Below are 17,879 nucleotides of genomic sequence, written 5' to 3'. Positions count from 1 at the left end.
TCGGTCAACTGTGGGAGCGAGCCTGCTCGCGATGAGGCCAGCCCAGACACCAGTTTTCTCAAGGCTTACGCAACAGATAAGTATCCATAATCCACCCATTCGCCAACCGGGCCGCCTTGCGCACTCGTTCAATCTCATCCGCCACCTCCCTGAGCTTGCCGCTGATTAAAATCTCATCCGGCGTCCCCAGGTAAGCCCCCCAGTAAATCTCCGTCTCCTGATCCGCCACCCGATGGTAGGAATCTTCTGCATCGAGCATCACCACCAGGCTGTCGGCATCGCTCACCTGCCCCGCCGCCAGCCGTCGGCCAGTGGTGATTTCAATCGAGCGGCCAATGCGGTTCAGCGGCACCTTATGTTGCGCCGCCAGCGCCTGAACACTGGTGATGCCGGGGATCACTTCAAATTCGAAGACACACCGGCCCGAGGCCAGAATCGCCTGCAAGATCCGAATGGTGCTGTCGTACAACGCCGGATCGCCCCACACCAGAAAACCGGCGCACTGCTCGTCAGTCATTTCCTCGCTGATCAACCGTTCGAACGTCCGCTGCTTGGCCAGGTTCAGGTCTTCCACGCTGGCCTTGTAGTCCACATAACCGCGTTCACGCTCCGGGCTGTGGGCTTCGACGAAGCGGTAGTCGCGATCGGTGATGTAGCGCTCGCAGATCTCGCGGCGCAGGTCGATCAGCTTGTCCTTGCTCTGCCCCTTGTCCATGAGAAAAAACACGTCGACAAGGTTCAGCGCTTTCACGGCCTGCATCGTGATGTAGTCGGGGTTGCCGGCGCCGATGCCGATGACCAGAAGTTTTTTCATCAACGTGTTCCCTCAGGGTCCGTGCCCAGCAAGCGTAAGCGCCAGCGGCCGTTAAAGCGCAACTCAACGGCCGACAGCGGTTCAACATCGATCAGGTTGAACGCTGTGCCTTGCAGCACCTGCGTCAGCGCGGCGCGAATCACAAATGGATGGGTGATGGCAACGATGTGTCCCGGAGTGGCCTCCAGCGTTTTCAGCCAAGCGGTCACCCGCTCACCGAGTTGCACCACCGACTCGCCACCGTGGGGCGCCGAATTCGGATCATCGAGCCAGATTTGTAGCGCGTGGGCTGAGGATTTTTGCAGATCGTCGATCCGCGCGCCTTTCCAGTGCCCGAAATCGCAATCCCTTAATGCCTCGACAATCTCCACGTCACTGCCGAACAACTCGGCGGTTTGCCGGGTTCTCAGTTCAGGCCCACACACCAGTCGCGGCGTCCCCTTGAACTGAGCACGACGCGATCCCCTTGCCGATTGCCAATCCATTTCTATTGGCTCATTCGTAGGAAAACACGCCAATTTTTGTGCGACGGTTCGAGCGTGGCACATCAAAGTCAAACGGGTTGCCTGCACGAAGGATCACTCTGTCGATGGAATGGAAAACGGCAACACGCCGCAAACAATTGGCCAATTGTGCCGCAAGAAGCGCGATCCAGGGCGTTTCGTTTGTTCTGGCAAACACAGGTTCCAATCCACACCCACCTGAAAAAATCAGCGATATCCGACACCACTATGGGCGATGGCCTACAAGCTCTGTCGACTTCCATGTAGCCCAAGGCCCACGGGGTTTTTGCCCTGTTTTGGGGCTTTAAAAAACCATCGAAAAATTCACTAGACATGTTGAGTCCGCTACATAAATACTGTTTTAGCAATTTATGAAATGAAACCGACATATCCATCCAGCAGGAGCCCGGATGCCTTCTCTCAGAGACCTGATCACCGATCCCGGCCTGGACCTTACGCCGTCGGAACGCAAAGTCACCCGTGCCTTGCTGGACCAGTACCCGCGTAACGGACTGGGCCCGATGTCACGTTTGGCCGAACATGCCGGTGTCAGCGATCCCACCATCGTGCGACTGGTCAAAAAACTGGGTTTCAGCGGTTATGCCGATTTCCAGGATGCCCTGCTCAGCGACATGGACCACCGCCTCCGCTCCCCCAGCACCCTGTTGCAACCTCGCTCCAATCTTCAGAAAGGCGACGTCTGGAGCCAATATCTGGCGCACAGCCATCGAGCACTGGTGGACACCCATGCGTTGACCCAACCCGAAGATGTGCGAATTCTGGTGGAATGGCTGCTCGACACCCGCCATCAGGTGCATTGCTTCGGCGGGCGCTTCAGCAGTTTCCTCGCCAGTTATTTACTCAATCACCTGCGCTTGCTGCGTCCAGGCTGTTTCGCCCTGGAAGACAACGCGCAACTGCCCGACCGTTTGTTCGACGTGCAACGTCAGGACATGGTGCTGGTGTTCGACTATCGCCGCTATCAGTCACAGGCCCTGCGCGTGGCCAATGCGGCGAAAAGTCGCTATGCACGCGTGGTGTTGTTTACCGACATCTATGCTTCACCGTTGCGGGAAATGGCCGACCTGATCATCAGTGCGCCAGTGGAATCGGTGTCGGCCTTCGACACCCTGGTTCCGGCGCTGGCCCAGGTCGAGGCGCTGATCGCCTGCCTGACCCTGCGCAGTCCGGACCTGGCCGATCGCCTGGAAGGCATCGACGCCCTGCGGACCGACTTCGACACCCACCTGCTGGAGGAAAAATAAGGATGTTCAAGCTCCCCCACCACTCACCTCGGGATTTGCCATTCGTCACCGATCACACCGCGCTGTTGCTGGTGGACATGCAACGCGCCTGGCTTGAGCCGCAGTTCGACCCGCACCTCAACGGACCGGACGCCGAGTACTTCCTGACCCGCACCCACATGCAGGTGGTGCCCAATCAACGCCGGCTGCTCAGCGCCTTTCGCAGCGCCCGGCAAAACGTGCTGCACACGATCATCGAAAGCCTCACCGCCGATGGCCGCGACCGCTCGCTGGACCACAAGCTCTCGGACATGCACTTGCCCAAAGGCAGCCTGCCTGCGCGGATCATTGACGACCTGACCCCGGCAGAAAACGAAATCGTGCTGCCCAAGACCTCGTCCGGAGTCTTCAACTCCACCAACATCGACTACGTGCTGCGCAACCTCGGGACGCGGCACCTGATCATCGCCGGCATCGTCACCGACCAGTGCGTGGACATGGCCGTGCGTGATGCCGCCGACCGCGGTTATCTGGTGACGCTGGTGGAAGATGCCTGCGCGACCTACACAGCCGAGCGGCACCAGGCCTGCCTGAATGCAATCAGGGGTTACTGCTGGATTACCGACACCCAGACGGTACTCGGCCGGTTGCAGGAGATGCAGCCATGAGCGAGCGCCTGTTACCACTTCCCATGACCACCCTCGTCACCACCGACCTGATCGGCGTGACACGCGGACGCTCCTTTCCCACGGACGAACTCGAGCATTATCAAAGGATGGGGTGTGGCTGGGTGCCGGCCAACAGCGCGCTGACCCCGCAAGACATCATCGCCTACGCTAACCCGTGGGGCGCTTATGGCGATTTGCGGCTGATGCCTGATCTGCACAGCCGAGTGACGGTCAGTAACGGCCCGGATGCCAATGCGCCAGCGCTGGATTTTATGCACAGTGACATTTGCGAAACCGATGGCCGCCCGTGGGGTGCCTGCCCGCGTACGGTGTTGCGCAATGAGGTAGAACGTTATCGCGCCGAGTTGGGCTTGCAGGTCAACGCAGCGTTCGAGCATGAATTCAACTTGAACACCGGCGACATTGAACACCTGGCGTTTTCCCTGCAAGCCCAGCGTCAGGGTGCCGAATTTGGCGGTTGGCTGCTCAGCGCCCTGCGTGCCGCTGGCGTCGAGCCGGAAATGTTCCTGCCCGAGTACGGCAAGCATCAATACGAAATCACCTGTCGCCCGACCCTTGGGGTGGCGGCTGCCGACCGCGCGGTGAACGTGCGTGAAATCACCCGCGAGATCGCCCGGCAGATGGGCCTGGCGTTGAGCTTCGCGCCCAAGACCTCGGAGCATGCGGTGTGCAACGGCGTGCACCTGCACGTCAGCCTGCTGGACCTGGCTGGCCAGCCAGTAATGTACGACGCCGGCACCACCAATGGTTTGTCGACCCTCGGCCAGCACTGGGCCGCCGGCATCCTGCATCACCTGCCCGCGCTTTGTGCGTTTACCGCGCCGACGCCGGTGTCCTACGAGCGTTTGCAGCCCCATCACTGGAGCGCGTCCTACGCGTGCCTCGGGCAACGCAACCGCGAAGCGGCGCTGCGAATCTGCCCGACGACAAGCCTTGGCGGCAAAACGGTGGCGTCGCAATACAACCTGGAATTTCGCGCCATGGACGCCACGTCCTCGCCGCACCTGGCCATGGCCGCGCTGCTGATTGCCGGCCGGCTGGGCATCGAGCAACGCCTGGCTTTAAACGCAATCACCGATGAAGTCCCCGACGCCCTGAACGAAGAACAACGCCAGGCGCGCGGCATCGTCGCCCTGCCCGCGTCCCTTGCCCAGGCCCTGGATTGCCTGCGCAACAGCGAGGCACTGATTGAAGCCCTGCCGAGCGCGTTGCTGGACACCTACTTCGCCCTTAAAGCCGAGGAACTGACGCTGACGGAACAGCTGTCGCCCGCCGAACGCTGTGAGCACTATGCGCGCCTGTACTGAATCGGCTGAGCTCGGTCTTTACACCGGGCCCGCGTACACCCTGAGCCGGGAAGACTCCGATCACCCGTTGATTCTGGTGTGTGAACACGCCAGCCGTTTTATTCCGGCCAGGTTGAATGACCTGGGCCTGAGTCACGAGGCGGCCCGTGAGCACATCGCCTGGGACATCGGCGCCCTGGCGCTGGCCGAGGGCTTGTCCCGCGCATTGGGCGCAACCCTGTTGGCGGCCAATTATTCGCGCCTGTTGGTCGACCTCAACCGACCGCGCCAGGCCCCGGACAGCATTCCGGTGCAGAGCGAGATTTATCAGGTGCCGGGGAATCGGGACCTGGACGAAGCCACCCGCGAGTACCGTCGGCAATCCCTGTTCGAACCGTTTCACTCGCGTCTGACAGACTTGATCGACGTGCGTGTCGCTCAAGGCCGGCCGGTGCGGGTGGTGGGGATTCACAGCTTCACGCCGATCTATCACGGCCAGCCCCGGGCACTGGAAGTCGGCGTGTTGTTTGGCGAGGGCGGGAAATATGCCCAGCGTTTGATCGATGGCTTGAGCCAGCATCCATTGAAGGTTGCCGGTAATGAGCCGTACAAAATCAACCCGCTGGGCGACATGACCGTGCCGGTCCACGGTGATGCACGAGGCCTTGAATCAGTGTTGATCGAGGTGCGCAATGACCTGCTGCGCACGCCTGAAGGCGTCAATCGCTTTACCGACTACCTGGCGCCGCTGTTGTAAAGGAATCGCTTCAAACTCGCAGCGTGTAGCTGCGTTCATATCAAGGAGAACGGCTTCATGGAAATAGAAGAATTCGGCTACAAGCAAGAGTTGAAACGCAGTCTGTCGCTGACCGACCTGGTGGTGTACGGGATGATCTTCATGATCCCCATCGCACCGTTCGGTGTTTATGGCTACGTCAACGCCGAGGCGCCAGGGCTGGTACCGCTGGCCTACATCATCGGCATGGTGGCGATGCTCTTCACGGCCCTGAGTTACGGCAGCATGGCTCGGGCCTTTCCGATTGCCGGTTCGGTTTATTCCTACGCGCAACGGGGCCTGAACCAACACGTAGGGTTTATCGCCGGCTGGCTGATGCTCCTTGATTACCTGCTGATTCCGCCGCTGCTGTATGTGTACGCGGCCATGGCCCTGAATCATTTGTACCCGGACATTCCGAAGGTCGGTTTCATCCTGGCCTTCCTGGTCAGCGCGACCTTCGTCAACTTGCGGGGCATCACCTTCACCGCGCGAATGAACATCATCTTCCTGCTGGCGCAACTGGTGGTGCTGGGGATCTTCCTGTTCTACGCCTGGAACGCGCTGCACAGTGGTGGCGGTAACGGTCAGCTGACACTGGCGCCGTTGTACAACCCCGAGACATTCAACTTCGCCCTGCTGATGCAAGCGGTGTCGATTGCGGTGCTGTCGTTCCTCGGTTTCGATGCGATTTCCACCCTCGCCGAAGAGATCAAGGGTGACCCGGGCCGCAGCGTCGGCAAGGCCGCGCTGATCACGCTGGTGGTCATGGGCGTGATCTTCGTCGTGCAGACCTGGATTGCGACGGATCTGGCGGCCGGCATGGGTTTCAAATCGGCTGACACGGCTTTTTATGAAATCGCTGAACTCGCGGCCGGCAGCTGGCTGGCCACCCTGACCGCCGTGGCGACGGCGCTGGCCTGGGGTGTGGCGGTGGCAATCACCTCTCAAGCAGCGGTGTCTCGTCTACTGTTCGGCATGGCCCGGGACGGCAAGCTGCCAAAGGTACTGGCCAAGGTTCATCCCAAACACAACACGCCGTACGTGAGCATCTACCTGGTGGCCGTGCTGTCGCTGGTGATCTGCTACCTGTTCATCAACTCGGTGGACACCCTCACCTCGCTGGTGAACTTCGGCGCACTGAGCGGTTTCATGTTGCTGCACCTGACGGTCATCAACTACTACTGGCGTCGGCAGAAATCCGGCCAGGTGATCCGTCACCTGATCTGCCCGGTGATCGGCTTCATCATCGTCGCGGCCATCATGTACAACATGGGCGTCGACGCACAGAAACTCGGCCTGATCTGGATTGCCCTGGGCCTGGTCTACCTGTTTGTACTCAACAAACTGGGCACCCGTGCGGTACTGCCCGACCCAAGCAATGGCTGACAAGGAAAAGAGCGGCGTCTGACAAAAATTCAGGCGACCGCCGATTGAACGCGTGGAAACCGACAGTGATAGTCAGGTTCGGTGCCAACCACCGAACCCTTTGATACAGGAGTGCATCCATGCTGGTCTTACGCCCAGTCGAGTTAACCGACCTGCCCCAGTTGCAGCAACTGGCGCGCGACAGTCTGGTAGGCGTCACGTCCTTGCCGGACGACACCGAATGCCTGCGCGAGAAGATTCTCGACTCCTGCGCCTCATTCGAAAAAAACGTTGAGGGGCATGGCCCGGAGAACTACTTCTTCGTGCTGGAAGATCTGACCCGAGAACGCTTGGTGGGCTGCTCGGAGATCCTTGCCACCGCCGGTTTCAGCGAGCCGTTCTACAGTCTGCGCAACCGGCATTTCACCAGCGCCTCGCGGGAGCTGAACATCGAGCACGGTGTGCCCGCGCTGTCGTTGTGCCACGACCTCAGCGGCCATACCTTGCTGCGGGGTTTTCATATTGACGCAGCGCTGGTGCGCACACGGTTTTCAGAGTTGCTGTCCCGGGCGCGGCTATTGTTCATCGCCGCCCACTCACAGCGATTTTCCGAAGCCGTCATCACCGAGATCGTTGGCTTCAGCAGCGACGAAGGGCACTCGCCATTCTGGGATGCGGTGGGCAAGCATTTCTTCGACCTGCCCTATGTCGAGGCCGAACGACTTTGCGGCCTGGAAAGCCGAACCTTCCTCGCCGAACTGATGCCGCAATACCCGATCTACGTGCCGATGCTGCCCCAGGCGGCGCAGGATTGCATCGGCCGCATCCACCCCGATGGCCAGGAGGCGTTCGATATCCTCGAGCGCGAAGGCTTCGAAACCAACAGCTACATCGATCTGTTCGACGGCGGTCCGACGTTGTATGCGCGCACTCCCGGCATCCGTTCCATCGCCCAGAGCCAGACCGGCACGGCGAAACCGGGTGCGTCCATCGATGCCCGTGGCAGCTATCTGGTGAGCAACGATTCGCTGAAGGACTATCGCGCTATCGTCGCCGATCTGGATTACCAGGCCGGGCAACCTGTGGGGTTGAGCACCGAGATGTGCGCCGCCCTGAACGTGACCGAAGGCAGCCCGATCCGGCTGATCGCCCTGTGAGCATCACCCGGCCCCGCGCCCAACGACAGCGCCCGAGCGGGCGTGCAGAAGGAGTTGCATCATGATTGTCCGCCCGGTTCACGTCACCGACCTGCCCGCCTTGCTGAACCTGGTGCGCCAGGCCGGCCCCGGCTTCACCACCCTGCCGGCTAACGAGGAACGCCTGACCCACCGGGTGCGCTGGGCCCAACGAACCTTCGCCGAACAGGTCGAACGCGCCGATGCCGATTACCTCTTCGTGCTCGAAGACGACGATCAGCAACTGGTGGGCGTCAGTGCTCTGGTGGGCGCCGTGGGCCTGCGCGAGCCCTGGTACAACTACCGGGTCGGACTCACGGTCAGTTCGTCACCGGACCTGGGTATCCGGCGACAGATTCCGACGTTGTTCCTGAACAATGAAATGACCGGCCAGTCGGAGATTTGCTCGCTGTTTCTGCGACCCGATCAACGCCAGGGCAGTAACGGTCGATTGCTGTCGTTGGGGCGCTTGTTGTTTGTGGCCGAGTTTCCGCACCTGTTCGGCGACAAACTCATCGCCGAATTGCGTGGCAGCGCCGACGAACAAGGTTGTTCTCCGTTCTGGGACAGCCTGGGGCGGCACTTCTTCAAGATGGATTTCAGCCACGCCGATCACTTGTCGGGGCTGGGCAGCAAGTCGTTCATCGCTGAACTGATGCCACGCCAACCGCTCTACACCTGCCTGCTCACCGAACAGGCCCAGGCCGTGATCGGCAAGGCGCACCCGAACACCGAACCGGCCCTGAAAATCCTCACCGCCGAAGGGTTTGCCCATAAGGGTTACATCGACATCTTCGACGCCGGCCCGGTGATCGAAGCCCCGGTCTCGAATATCCGCACCGTGCGTGACAGCCAACCGCTGCTGCTGGCCATCGGCACGCCCGACGACGAGGCTCCAGTGTGGCTGATCCATAACCGTCGCCTGGAAAACTGCCGCATCACCGCCGCCCAGGCCAGACAGGTGGGCAACAGCCTGATCGTCGACCGCCTCACCGCCAAACGCCTGCAACTGCAACCCGGCAACTCGGTGCGCGCTGTGCCACTGCTCAATCAACAGCAGCAGGCTGTTGCGGCGTGACCGACGGTTGCCCATCCGCCTCTGCAAATTCGTCATCATCCTTCCCCCGCTCGCGTGATAGCCTTTTGTTCCTTCGGCGTTGACACTTTTGCTCAAGCCCTTCCATTCCCATTGCAGTGGTGGAACTCATATGTCCAGGCTTTCTCATCAAGATTTGCGCCGTAACTTTCGCGAGCTGTTCGCCTCCAACACCTGCTATCACACGGCGTCTGTCTTCGACCCGATGTCGGCCCGCATTGCCGCTGATCTGGGTTTTGAAGTGGGGATCCTGGGCGGTTCAGTCGCATCGTTGCAGGTACTGGGCGCCCCCGACTTTGCCTTGATCACCCTCAGCGAGTTTGCCGAACAGGCCACTCGCATTGGCCGTGTCGCTCAATTGCCGGTCATCGCCGACGCCGACCATGGCTACGGCAACGCGCTGAACGTCATGCGCACCATCGTCGAACTCGAACGCGCCGGTGTGGCCGCCCTGACCATCGAAGACACGTTGCTGCCCGCCCAGTTCGGCCGCAAGTCCACCGACCTGATCGGGGTGGCGGAAGGCGCCGGCAAGATTCGTGCGGCACTGGAAGCCCGGGTCGATTCGGAAATGGCAATCATCGCCCGCACCAATGCCGGGATCCTGCCGGTGCAGGAAGTCATCAGCCGTACCTGTCATTACCAGCAGGCCGGTGCGGACGGGATTTGCATGGTGGGCGTGCGAGACTTCGACCACCTCGAACAAATCGCCGAGCACCTGAGCGTGCCGCTGATGCTGGTCACCTACGGCAACCCGTTGCTGCGCGACGACAAACGCCTGGCCGAACTGGGCGTGCGGGTCACCATCGATGGTCACGGCGCCTACTTCGCCGCGATCAAGGCCACGTATGACAGCCTGCGGGAACAACGGCAGTTCTTTACTCAGGCGTCGGACCTGAATGCGACCGAGTTGACTCATACCTATACGCAGCCTGAGGAATACATCCGTTGGGCGGAAGAGTTTATGAGCGTCAAGGAGTAGCGGTTCAGCAGATGTCCAAGTAGTGACTGCAATGGCCCCTTCGCGAGCAAGCCCGCTCCCACAGGGATTTGGGGTGAACACAAGATTCGTGAACACCGCCAATCCAATGTGGGAGCGGGCTTGCTCGCGAAAGGGCCAGATGCCACACCACTAATCAGCGGTTTTGAACTCCCGCTCCCGCTGCAACGCCCGCGCCTGAACGACATTCAGCATCGCGCAGCCTTCGCGCATCAGCAGATGAACCGCCCGGGTAACGCGTGTCAGATCGCAATCGGAAATGTCCTTGAGGTTCAGGCTGGTCAAGGTATCCGCCAGATCGCGAACCACGGTGAAGCGATGCGCGGCGCACGCGGCGATGTCGCTGAGTTCTTTGTGAGTGTTGATGAAGAGCACCGGGGTTTCGGCGTCGTAGGTGTCGATGGGGAGGTAACGAGGCATGACTTGGTCGAACATTGATGTAACTCCAGGTTGAGCTACCACCGTTCGCGGCCAAGCGATGTAAGGTGGCAGCCGTGTGCGGGTTGGCCGACCGGTACCTGAAAGACCCGGCACACCCGAGAGTGTCCCGCGCACAGCCGCCATAAAACGTTTTGGCGCTGTTGCGTTTCAGATAATCGACCGGCCAAGGTCGTTCGCGGTGTTTTCCGCGAGCCCGAACTATAGGGGTCGAAGCCGAAACGCGGCAACAGGGTACGTCGTAGGAAACGTCTTGGAAAGTTGTGCGCCACAAGTTGATCGTTCCCACGCTCTGGTCTGCACCCCAAAAGTTGGACGATTGTGGTTCTAGGCCTGAACGGATTGAGTCCTGTATTCCACAGGGCTCATTCCGTTCAGCCTCAGCTTGATGCGCCGGTGATTGTAATAGTGGATGTAGTCCACTAGACCGGCCTGAAGCTCGTCCAGATTACTGAATTTCTTCAGGTAAAAAAATTCGGATTTGAGCGTGCCAAAGAAGCTTTCCATGGCCGCATTGTCGTAACAGTTTCCTTTGCGCGACATGCTCGCGGTGACCGAGTGCTCTTTAAGGCGTTGGTCATAAATAGGCATCCTGTACTGCCAACCTTGGTCTGAATGCAGGATGGGTTTTTCGCCTGTTTTTAGTCGCGCAAAAGCTTTGCTAAGCATTGTCCCGACCATGCTGAACAGCGGCCGTCTGGCGATATCGTAGGAAATGATCTCGGCGTTATAGAGGTCCAGAATTGGCGATAAATACAGCTTCTGGCCTCCCACCTTAAATTCCGTGACGTCGGTTACCCACTTCTGATTGGGTTGTGATGCGTGGAAATCGCGGTTCAGAAGGTTGGGGGCGGCTCGACCCACTTCACCTTTGTAGGCACGATACTTCTTCACACGTACACGGCATCTGAGGCCAAGCTCAGCCATAAGGCGTTGCACTGTCTTGTAGTTGATCAAGAAACCGGCCTTGCGCACTGCCAGCGTCATGCGGCGATAGCCAAACTTGCCTTCTTCTTCGTTGAAGACCTCGCATATCTTGGCTTTCAGATCCGCATACTTATCAGCCGCCTGGAGCACTTTCTGCTGATAGTAGAACGTGCTGCGCGCCAATCCAGCGACCTTCAACAAGCCGTCGAGAGAATGCCGCTGCCTCAATTCAATTACGAGTTGCGCTTTTTCTGTTGCGCTGCTCGTTTCTTCTGAACCAAGGCATCGAGCTTTTTTAGATAATCATTTTCCAGCCGAAGTTGATTAAGTTCTGCGATCAACTCATCCCGGGAACGAGACTCGTCAGGTAACAGAGGCTGAGTAGGTTCGGGCGGTTTGGGCATTTTCTTTGTAGATCCAGTTCGTCTGGGGTGGCTGAGCAGGGAGTTTTCACCGCCCTCATCATAGCGGCGCTGCCAATCGCCGACGATGTTGAATTTCCGGATATCAAATAATGCGGCTACTTGGCGGTAAGAAAGCTGCTCTTCGCGCATACGCTTCAAGACGGACATCCTGAATTCAGCGCTGTAGTGGCGCACTTTTTTTACTTCCAGAGCGGCTGTGCCGTGCACTTGGTACGCTGCAACCCACTGGCGCAACGACGAAAAATCCACCTCGTGACGGTGTGCTACATCTCTAAGCCCCGCCTTGCCGGCGCAATAATCCTGTACCGCTGATAGCTTCGCTTTAACCGTGTACTTTCCCATGAAACACCCCATCGGTCGTGTCCAACTTTTGGGGTGCACACCACTCTGCGTGGGAATGCAGCCCGGGACGCTCCGCGTCCCATCCAAAGCCGAACGCAGAGCGTCCGTTGAGGCATTCCCACGCGGGAGCGAGGGAACGATCAGCGGTGAGATTAGCGTTTGGCCAACTCCATAATCATCCGCGATAACAGATAAATCCGCGGCGCCACGCTCTCTACCTCCGCGTATTCCTCTGGCGTATGAATATTCCCGCCAACAATCCCGAACCCATCCAGCGTCGGCGTACCCACCCCCGCTGACAGACTGGCATCCGCCGCCCCACCGCTGCCTTCTTCCGTCAACTTACGGCCAATCTCCCCGTAAATCCCCTGAGCCATGGCCATCAACCGATCCGATTCCGGCGTTTGCGGCATCGGCGGCAATCCGCGCTGAAGGGTGGTGGTGACTTCGGTGTCAGTAATCAGCTTGTCTTTCGAAACCCGCGCCAGGTCCTTCTCGATCCGGTCAAACTCTTCCGGCACCGCCGCCCGCACGTCTGCCTTGGCGGTGGCTTGATCCGGAATGACGTTGGTGCGGTCGCCAGCCTTGAGTACGGTGAAGTTGATGGTGGTTTTCTTCTCTGCGTCGCCCAGTTTGCCGAGCTGCAAAATCTGGTGCGCCGCTTCCATGGCGGCGTTGCGTCCCAACTCCGGCGCGACACCGGCATGAGCCGCCTTACCCTTGACCTCGACCACGGCGGTGGCACTGCCTTTACGCCACACCACCAGGCCATCCGCCGGGCGGCCCGGTTCGAGGTTGAGGGTGACGTCGTGGGCCTTGGCGGTTTTCTTGATCAGGTCGGTGGCGATGTCCGAGCCGGTTTCTTCGCTGGCGTCGAGCAGGAAGGTGATTTGCGCGTAGTCCTTGAAGTCGAGATTTTTCAGGACTTTCAGCGCGTAGATCCCGGCAACGATGCCGCCCTTGTCGTCCATCACGCCCGGCCCGTAGGCGCGACCGTCCTTGATGTGGAACGGACGCTCGGCGGCCGAACCTTCCTTGAAGACGGTGTCCATGTGCGCCATCAGCAGGATTTTTGCCTTGCCGGTGCCTTTCAGGGTCGCGATCACATGGCTGCTTTTGTCCGGGGTATTGGGCACAAGCTCGATGGTCGCGCCGAGTTTTTTCAGTTCGTCGATGGCGATGTCACTGACTTTCGTCAGGCCCGGTTCATAGCCGGAACCGGAGTCGATGTTCACCAAACGCTCCAGTAACTTCAGGGCTTCGCCCTTGTACTGTTCGGAATCGACGAGGACTTGTTTGTGCGGTTCAGCGGAAACGGCGGGAGCGAAAGCGCCGAGGGCGAAGGTCAGGCCAAGGCTGGTGGCCAGCAGGGAGCGAGGGAGGTTGAACGTCATGAATCGATCCTTGTTTCGTGTCGGGGGGTGAAAAACACCCTACCTGACTACGGCGCAAGGCTCTAGACCGAATGCGACACCGAGCGTTCGGCTTTGGACCGAGTTGAAGCCATCGCGGGCAAGCCTTGCTCCTACAGGTCAACGTGATCTGTAGGAGCCGAGCTTGCTCGCGATGGCGGAATGTCAGGCGACATGACTGGTGATGGATCACACCGAATCAAGTAATGGGTGATGCGGTTTGCTATCGCTGCAACAGATGACGCGGTTGCGACCGCTGGCTTTGGCTTCGTAGAGCGCCTGGTCGGCGTCGTTGAGCCACAGGGTTGCGTCGGTGTGTGCCGGGTTGAAGGCGGCCAGGCCGATGCTCAGGCTGACTGTCAGCGCCGGACTTTGTTCATAGCCCAAGGTGGCGAAGCGATCACGCAGGGCATCCATGGCGGCGGCAGCGCTCGTGAGCGGAAGGTCCGGGAGGATCACGCAGAACTCGTCGCCACCGTAGCGCCCGGCAACATCCGCCGCGCGCAGGTTCTGCTTGAGCATTTTGCTCAACTGGCGCAGCACGATGTCCCCGGCAACGTGGCCGTAGGTGTCGTTGATGGATTTGAAATGGTCGATGTCGATCAGCGCAATCGCCCCGCCCTGCTGCTGACGTTTGCAACGCTGGAATTCGATTTCCAGTTGATCCTTCCAGGCGCCGTGGTTCAGCAGGCCGGTGAGGCTGTCGGTGCGGCTCAGGGCCAGCAATTCACGCTTTTGTCGGCCGAGGGTGTGGGCCTGGCGGAAGCAGATCCAGCCCAATGCCAGCGGATACAAACACATCAAGGGCAAACAGGCATACATCTGCAGTTGGCTGGTTTGCGGGACGAAGGCGGGGGAGAAAATCAGCAGTCCGACGCCCATCCCGAGAACTTGCGCCACGGTTCCTGCCAACAGGAAACGCAAACCGCCAATGGCCACATTGTTCATCGCCATCATGGCTAGGGTGGTCGCGGCGGGCAGCGGATTGAAGTGCATGGCTGCGACCCAGAAGCCGCCGAGAAAGGCATCCACCAGCAGGTTTCGGTGTTCGGCGTGATAAGGCACTGGCGCGCGGCGCGCCCATTGATAGGCCAGGTGCGGCCAGAGTACGGCGTTGAGCAGCATCGCCACCCAGACCCACGGTGCAGGGTTGAGTGGATACATCGCCGCGCTCACGAGCAACAGCCCCAAGGCTAAACCCAGGATTCGCGATGTATAGAGCCTCCTGGCCAGTGAAAGTCCTTTTCCTCCCGTTTTTCCCATAGAGGCCTCTGCGCCACTGAGACGGAACCTGAAAACACAAGGGGTTCAAGTGTGGTGAGAGTCTATCAGGGAAGCGGCAAATAGCCATCACCGGCGGGCGGCCTGAATACCCAGGCATAGCCATGAGGCGGGCGAGCAATGTTTGGCACCAGCCTGCCGGACTTCCCCAACCTGTTTATCGTCACCGGCCCCAACACCGGCATCGGCCATACCTCGGCGCTGTTCATCATCAAGTCCCAGATGAACTACATTCTCGATTGCATCCGCACGTTAAAAGAACACGGTTTGCGCAGCATCGAAGTACGCCCCGAAGCAGAACGTACCTACACTGAAATGATCCACCGGGAGATGGAACGCACGGTATGGAAGTCCGGGGGCTGCCACAGTTGGTATCAAAGCAAGAGCGGTCATGTGATTGCGATGTTTCCGGGGTTCAGTTTCAGCTATCACCGGTTGACCAGGGCGCTGAAACCCGCCGATCACATTCTGTCCTGATCACGTAAAAGGAAGATGTCTGATGCTTTTGTTGGTTGTCGCAATCGCCGTTTTCGTGGCCTGGAGCTGGTTGAGTTACCCGGCCATCGGTCATTGGCTCTATGACTTGAACATGTCGGTAGAGGCGAAGCTGTATGGACTGCACAAAATTGTCGTGCCGATCGCCGAAATGACGGTTTCGACCTGGCAAGGCGGGCCGTACGAAGCATCCAGCAGCGTGCTGATGCTCCACGGCTACAGCGCCGACAAAAATGTCTGGCTGCGTTTTGCCCGGCACTTTGTCGGCAATTATCGGGTGATCATCCCCGACATCGCTGGCCATGGCGAAACCGGCTTCAAGGCGGGCGGCGGCTACGACATTCCCTTGCAGGCCAAGCGAATGATCCAGTTGCTCGATGTCTGCGGCGTCGAAAAAGTCCACGTGATCGGCAACTCGATGGGCGGTTACATGGCAGCGTGGCTGGCGGCCACGTACCCGGATCGCATTGTTTCGGTGGCCCTGATCGACCCGGCAGGTGTCACCGCCCCCGAAGCCAGCGACCTGGAGCGGCATTTGGCCAAGGGCCACAACCCGTTCCTGATTCATTCACGGGAAGAATTCCAGCGCTTCTACGCCATGACCATGGCCGAACCGCCGTGGGTACCCAAGGTGGTGCTGGACGCCATCGCGCAACGCTATGAACAGAGTCGCGATGAGCTGGAAGAAATCTTCAGGGATTTACGCGCCAGCCCGCCGATGGAGCCGAAACTGCCCGACATCAAGTGCCAGGCGTTGTTGCTGTGGGGGCACAAGGACCGCTTGATCGATGTCAGCAGCGTGGCGATCTGGAGCAAAGGCATCGCCGATCTGCGAGTGGAAGTCTGGGACCACACCGGCCATATGCCGATGGTGGAACAACCGACGAACACGGCGCGGCTGTATCGGGAATTTTTGGCATCGCTGCGCTCGGAAAGCCCTCAGGATCAACGGCTGCACTGAACATGCAGTCCTTTGCAGAATGAAGTCCGTAAGATTCTTCGTTTGTCGGCGCCGCGCAAGGCTGCGATCTTTTCCCGCATCCTTTACGTCACCGCACCAGGAATTCTTTCATGAGTCACCCGAACTTCGTCAGCCCTGACCTGATCCGCCAACGCTTTTCCAAAGCGATGTCCGACATGTACCGCGAAGAAGTGCCGCTGTACGGCGCGCTGATGGAACTGGTGGAACAGACCAACCGTCACGTGCTGGACAGCGATCCACACATCGCCCGACAGTTGAGCAGCACCGGTGAAATCCAGCGCCTGGACCTGGAGCGGCATGGCGCGATCCGTGTCGGCACCGCCGATGAACTGGCCACCCTCGCCCGGTTGTTTGCGGTGATGGGCATGCAACCGGTGGGTTATTACGACCTGACCCCGGCCGGCGTACCGGTACACTCCACGGCTTTTCGCGCGGTGCATGAGGCGGCGTTGCAGGTCAGCCCATTCCGGGTATTCACCTCCCTGCTGCGCCTGGAACTGATCGAAGACCTGGAACTGCGAGCGTTCGCCCAGTCGGTGCTGGATAAGCGTTCGATCTTCACGCCCACTGCGCTGACCCTCATCCATCGCGCCGAAACCCAGGGCGGCCTTACCGAACAGGAGGCCCGGGACTTCGTCGAGCAGGCGCTGGAAACGTTCCGCTGGCATCACACCGCCACCGTGACCGCCGAGCAGTACCGCAAGCTCAGCGCCCAGCATCGCCTGATCGCCGACGTGGTGGCGTTCACCGGCCCGCATATCAACCACCTGACGCCGCGCACCCTGGACATCGACATCGTCCAGGCGCAAATGCCTGCCCACGGCATCACCCCCAAAGCGGTGATCGAAGGACCGCCCCGCCGTCAGTGCCCGATCCTGCTGCGTCAGACCAGTTTCAAGGCGCTGGATGAGCCTGTCGCCTTCACCGATCAAACCCAGACTCACGGCAGCCACAGCGCCCGATTCGGCGAGATCGAGCAACGCGGCGCGGCGCTCACCCCCAAAGGTCGGGCGCTTTACGACCGATTGCTCAACGCTGCCCGGGATGAATTGAAAGACTTCCCCAATGAGGCCAATGCCGCACGTTACAACGCGCTGATGGCGCAGCACTTTGCAGAATTCCCTGACACCATTGAGGGCATGCGCCGAGAGGAACTGGCGTACTTTCGCTACTTCGTGACGGAAAAAGGGTTGGCAGCCGATGAGTTGAAATCGTGGTCGCTGGAGGATCTGCTCAACGGCGGGTATTTGCGGGTTGAACCTTTGGTGTACGAAGATTTCCTGCCAGTCAGCGCAGCGGGGATTTTTCAGTCGAACCTGGGGGATGCGGCGCAAACCCACTATGGCGTGCAATCGAACCGGCAGGTGTTCGAGAAAGCGTTGGGGCGATCGACGATTGATGAGTTGGCGTTGTATGCCGAGACACAGCGACGCTCGATCGAGGAATGCCGCGAGGCAATGGGATTGTCGAGTCTGGCTTGACCTTGTGGCGAGGGAGCTTGCTCCCGCTTGAGTGCGCAGCACTCACAAAAATCTGCAATCGTTCGCAGAAATCGGGGCCGCTGCGCAGCCCAGCGGGAGCAAGCTCCCTCGCCACATGAAAGTGTCCGGCCAATATTTTAGCCGTT

The 17,879-nt window shown here is 59.7% G+C and carries 16 protein-coding genes and 1 pseudogene; 11 read left to right on the top strand and 6 right to left on the bottom strand.

Annotation, left to right across the window (positions count from 1 at the left end; all coding sequences use genetic code 11):
- Nucleotides 1-58 precede the first annotated feature (58 nt).
- Complete coding sequence (gene cobF, locus DFS28_RS26340; protein WP_111452086.1) at nucleotides 59-814, bottom strand: precorrin-6A synthase (deacetylating); 756 nt, start codon at nucleotides 812-814, stop codon at nucleotides 59-61.
- Nucleotides 814-1,386: a histidine phosphatase family protein gene (locus DFS28_RS26335; protein ID WP_111452085.1), complete on the bottom strand. Its 573-nt coding sequence runs from the start codon at nucleotides 1,384-1,386 to the stop codon at nucleotides 814-816. Before DFS28_RS26335 ends, cobF begins: the two co-directional genes overlap by 1 nt.
- Nucleotides 1,387-1,727: 341 nt before the next feature.
- Between DFS28_RS26335 and DFS28_RS26330 the strand changes: the two genes are divergently transcribed.
- The 8 genes from DFS28_RS26330 (at nucleotide 1,728) to DFS28_RS26295 (ending at nucleotide 9,932) form a co-directional block, all read left to right on the top strand.
- Nucleotides 1,728-2,582, top strand: a complete 855-nt coding sequence (locus tag DFS28_RS26330; RefSeq protein ID WP_111452084.1) for a MurR/RpiR family transcriptional regulator — start codon at nucleotides 1,728-1,730, stop codon at nucleotides 2,580-2,582.
- 2 nt (nucleotides 2,583-2,584) lie between these two features.
- Entirely contained in the window at nucleotides 2,585-3,229 is a 645-nt protein-coding gene (locus tag DFS28_RS26325; RefSeq protein WP_111452083.1) for an isochorismatase family cysteine hydrolase, read from the top strand.
- Nucleotides 3,226-4,557, top strand: coding sequence for a glutamine synthetase family protein (locus tag DFS28_RS26320; RefSeq protein ID WP_111452082.1), 1,332 nt, complete (start codon nucleotides 3,226-3,228; stop codon nucleotides 4,555-4,557). The genes DFS28_RS26325 and DFS28_RS26320 overlap by 4 nt, the downstream gene beginning before the upstream one ends.
- Nucleotides 4,541-5,293 carry an N-formylglutamate amidohydrolase gene (locus tag DFS28_RS26315; protein WP_111452081.1) on the top strand — a complete coding sequence of 251 codons (753 nt, stop codon included), beginning with the start codon at nucleotides 4,541-4,543 and terminating at the stop codon, nucleotides 5,291-5,293. Before DFS28_RS26320 ends, DFS28_RS26315 begins: the two co-directional genes overlap by 17 nt.
- A gap of 57 nt (nucleotides 5,294-5,350) precedes the next feature.
- Entirely contained in the window at nucleotides 5,351-6,700 is a 1,350-nt protein-coding gene (locus tag DFS28_RS26310) for an APC family permease (RefSeq protein ID WP_008153807.1), read from the top strand.
- 119 nt (nucleotides 6,701-6,819) lie between these two features.
- A complete protein-coding gene (locus DFS28_RS26305) occupies nucleotides 6,820-7,836 on the top strand; it encodes an arginine N-succinyltransferase (protein WP_111452080.1) in 1,017 nt (338 codons plus the stop codon).
- A gap of 61 nt (nucleotides 7,837-7,897) precedes the next feature.
- A complete protein-coding gene (gene astA / locus DFS28_RS26300; protein WP_111452079.1) occupies nucleotides 7,898-8,932 on the top strand; it encodes an arginine N-succinyltransferase in 1,035 nt (344 codons plus the stop codon).
- A 130-nt stretch (nucleotides 8,933-9,062) separates the two neighbouring features.
- Nucleotides 9,063-9,932, top strand: coding sequence for an oxaloacetate decarboxylase (locus DFS28_RS26295; RefSeq protein WP_111452078.1), 870 nt, complete (start codon nucleotides 9,063-9,065; stop codon nucleotides 9,930-9,932).
- 150 nt (nucleotides 9,933-10,082) lie between these two features.
- On the opposite strand, the gene DFS28_RS26290 is transcribed toward DFS28_RS26295, so the two are convergent.
- The 4 genes from DFS28_RS26290 to DFS28_RS26275 form a co-directional block, all read right to left on the bottom strand.
- Nucleotides 10,083-10,385 (bottom strand): hypothetical protein, encoded by a 303-nt coding sequence (locus DFS28_RS26290; protein WP_111452077.1) that lies wholly within the window; start codon nucleotides 10,383-10,385, stop codon nucleotides 10,083-10,085.
- A gap of 330 nt (nucleotides 10,386-10,715) precedes the next feature.
- A protein-coding gene (locus DFS28_RS26285; protein WP_111452187.1) for an IS3 family transposase occupies nucleotides 10,716-12,082 on the bottom strand; the annotation gives its coding sequence in 2 pieces (ribosomal slippage) (nucleotides 10,716-11,614 and nucleotides 11,614-12,082; 1,368 coding nt in all).
- 152 nt (nucleotides 12,083-12,234) lie between these two features.
- Nucleotides 12,235-13,476, bottom strand: coding sequence for a M20/M25/M40 family metallo-hydrolase (locus DFS28_RS26280; protein WP_111452076.1), 1,242 nt, complete (start codon nucleotides 13,474-13,476; stop codon nucleotides 12,235-12,237).
- Nucleotides 13,477-13,683: 207 nt separating this feature from the next.
- Nucleotides 13,684-14,757, bottom strand: a complete 1,074-nt coding sequence (locus DFS28_RS26275; protein ID WP_111452075.1) for a diguanylate cyclase — start codon at nucleotides 14,755-14,757, stop codon at nucleotides 13,684-13,686.
- A gap of 132 nt (nucleotides 14,758-14,889) precedes the next feature.
- Here DFS28_RS26275 and DFS28_RS26270 point away from each other — a divergent pair.
- The 3 genes and pseudogenes from DFS28_RS26270 to DFS28_RS26260 form a co-directional block, all read left to right on the top strand.
- Nucleotides 14,890-15,252 (top strand): annotated as a pseudogene (locus DFS28_RS26270) (NAD(P)/FAD-dependent oxidoreductase); the annotation flags it as partial.
- A 22-nt stretch (nucleotides 15,253-15,274) separates the two neighbouring features.
- The gene (locus DFS28_RS26265) at nucleotides 15,275-16,231 is read left to right on the top strand and encodes an alpha/beta fold hydrolase (RefSeq protein WP_111452074.1); all 957 of its coding nucleotides are present in this window, start codon (nucleotides 15,275-15,277) and stop codon (nucleotides 16,229-16,231) included.
- Between the two features lie 110 nt (nucleotides 16,232-16,341).
- Nucleotides 16,342-17,733 (top strand): VOC family protein, encoded by a 1,392-nt coding sequence (locus DFS28_RS26260; protein ID WP_111452073.1) that lies wholly within the window; start codon nucleotides 16,342-16,344, stop codon nucleotides 17,731-17,733.
- The last annotated feature ends 146 nt before the right edge of the window (nucleotides 17,734-17,879 follow it).

This window comes from Pseudomonas sp. 478 (assembly GCF_003254125.1).
In the GTDB taxonomy this organism is placed as follows: domain Bacteria; phylum Pseudomonadota; class Gammaproteobacteria; order Pseudomonadales; family Pseudomonadaceae; genus Aquipseudomonas.
The sequence above is the reverse complement of the archived record's forward strand: the minus strand, read 5'-3'. Positions and strand labels throughout refer to the sequence as shown.

Coding starts and splice junctions, on each gene's coding strand:
- cobF (WP_111452086.1), bottom strand. CDS start 814: ATGAAAAAACTTCTGGTCATCGGCATCGGCGCCGGCAACCCCGACTAC.
- DFS28_RS26330 (WP_111452084.1), top strand. CDS start 1,728: ATGCCTTCTCTCAGAGACCTGATCACCGATCCCGGCCTGGACCTTACG.
- DFS28_RS26325 (WP_111452083.1), top strand. CDS start 2,585: ATGTTCAAGCTCCCCCACCACTCACCTCGGGATTTGCCATTCGTCACC.
- DFS28_RS26320 (WP_111452082.1), top strand. CDS start 3,226: ATGAGCGAGCGCCTGTTACCACTTCCCATGACCACCCTCGTCACCACC.
- DFS28_RS26315 (WP_111452081.1), top strand. CDS start 4,541: ATGCGCGCCTGTACTGAATCGGCTGAGCTCGGTCTTTACACCGGGCCC.
- DFS28_RS26310 (WP_008153807.1), top strand. CDS start 5,351: ATGGAAATAGAAGAATTCGGCTACAAGCAAGAGTTGAAACGCAGTCTG.
- DFS28_RS26305 (WP_111452080.1), top strand. CDS start 6,820: ATGCTGGTCTTACGCCCAGTCGAGTTAACCGACCTGCCCCAGTTGCAG.
- astA (WP_111452079.1), top strand. CDS start 7,898: ATGATTGTCCGCCCGGTTCACGTCACCGACCTGCCCGCCTTGCTGAAC.
- DFS28_RS26295 (WP_111452078.1), top strand. CDS start 9,063: ATGTCCAGGCTTTCTCATCAAGATTTGCGCCGTAACTTTCGCGAGCTG.
- DFS28_RS26290 (WP_111452077.1), bottom strand. CDS start 10,385: ATGTTCGACCAAGTCATGCCTCGTTACCTCCCCATCGACACCTACGAC.
- DFS28_RS26280 (WP_111452076.1), bottom strand. CDS start 13,476: ATGACGTTCAACCTCCCTCGCTCCCTGCTGGCCACCAGCCTTGGCCTG.
- DFS28_RS26275 (WP_111452075.1), bottom strand. CDS start 14,757: ATGGGAAAAACGGGAGGAAAAGGACTTTCACTGGCCAGGAGGCTCTAT.
- DFS28_RS26265 (WP_111452074.1), top strand. CDS start 15,275: ATGCTTTTGTTGGTTGTCGCAATCGCCGTTTTCGTGGCCTGGAGCTGG.
- DFS28_RS26260 (WP_111452073.1), top strand. CDS start 16,342: ATGAGTCACCCGAACTTCGTCAGCCCTGACCTGATCCGCCAACGCTTT.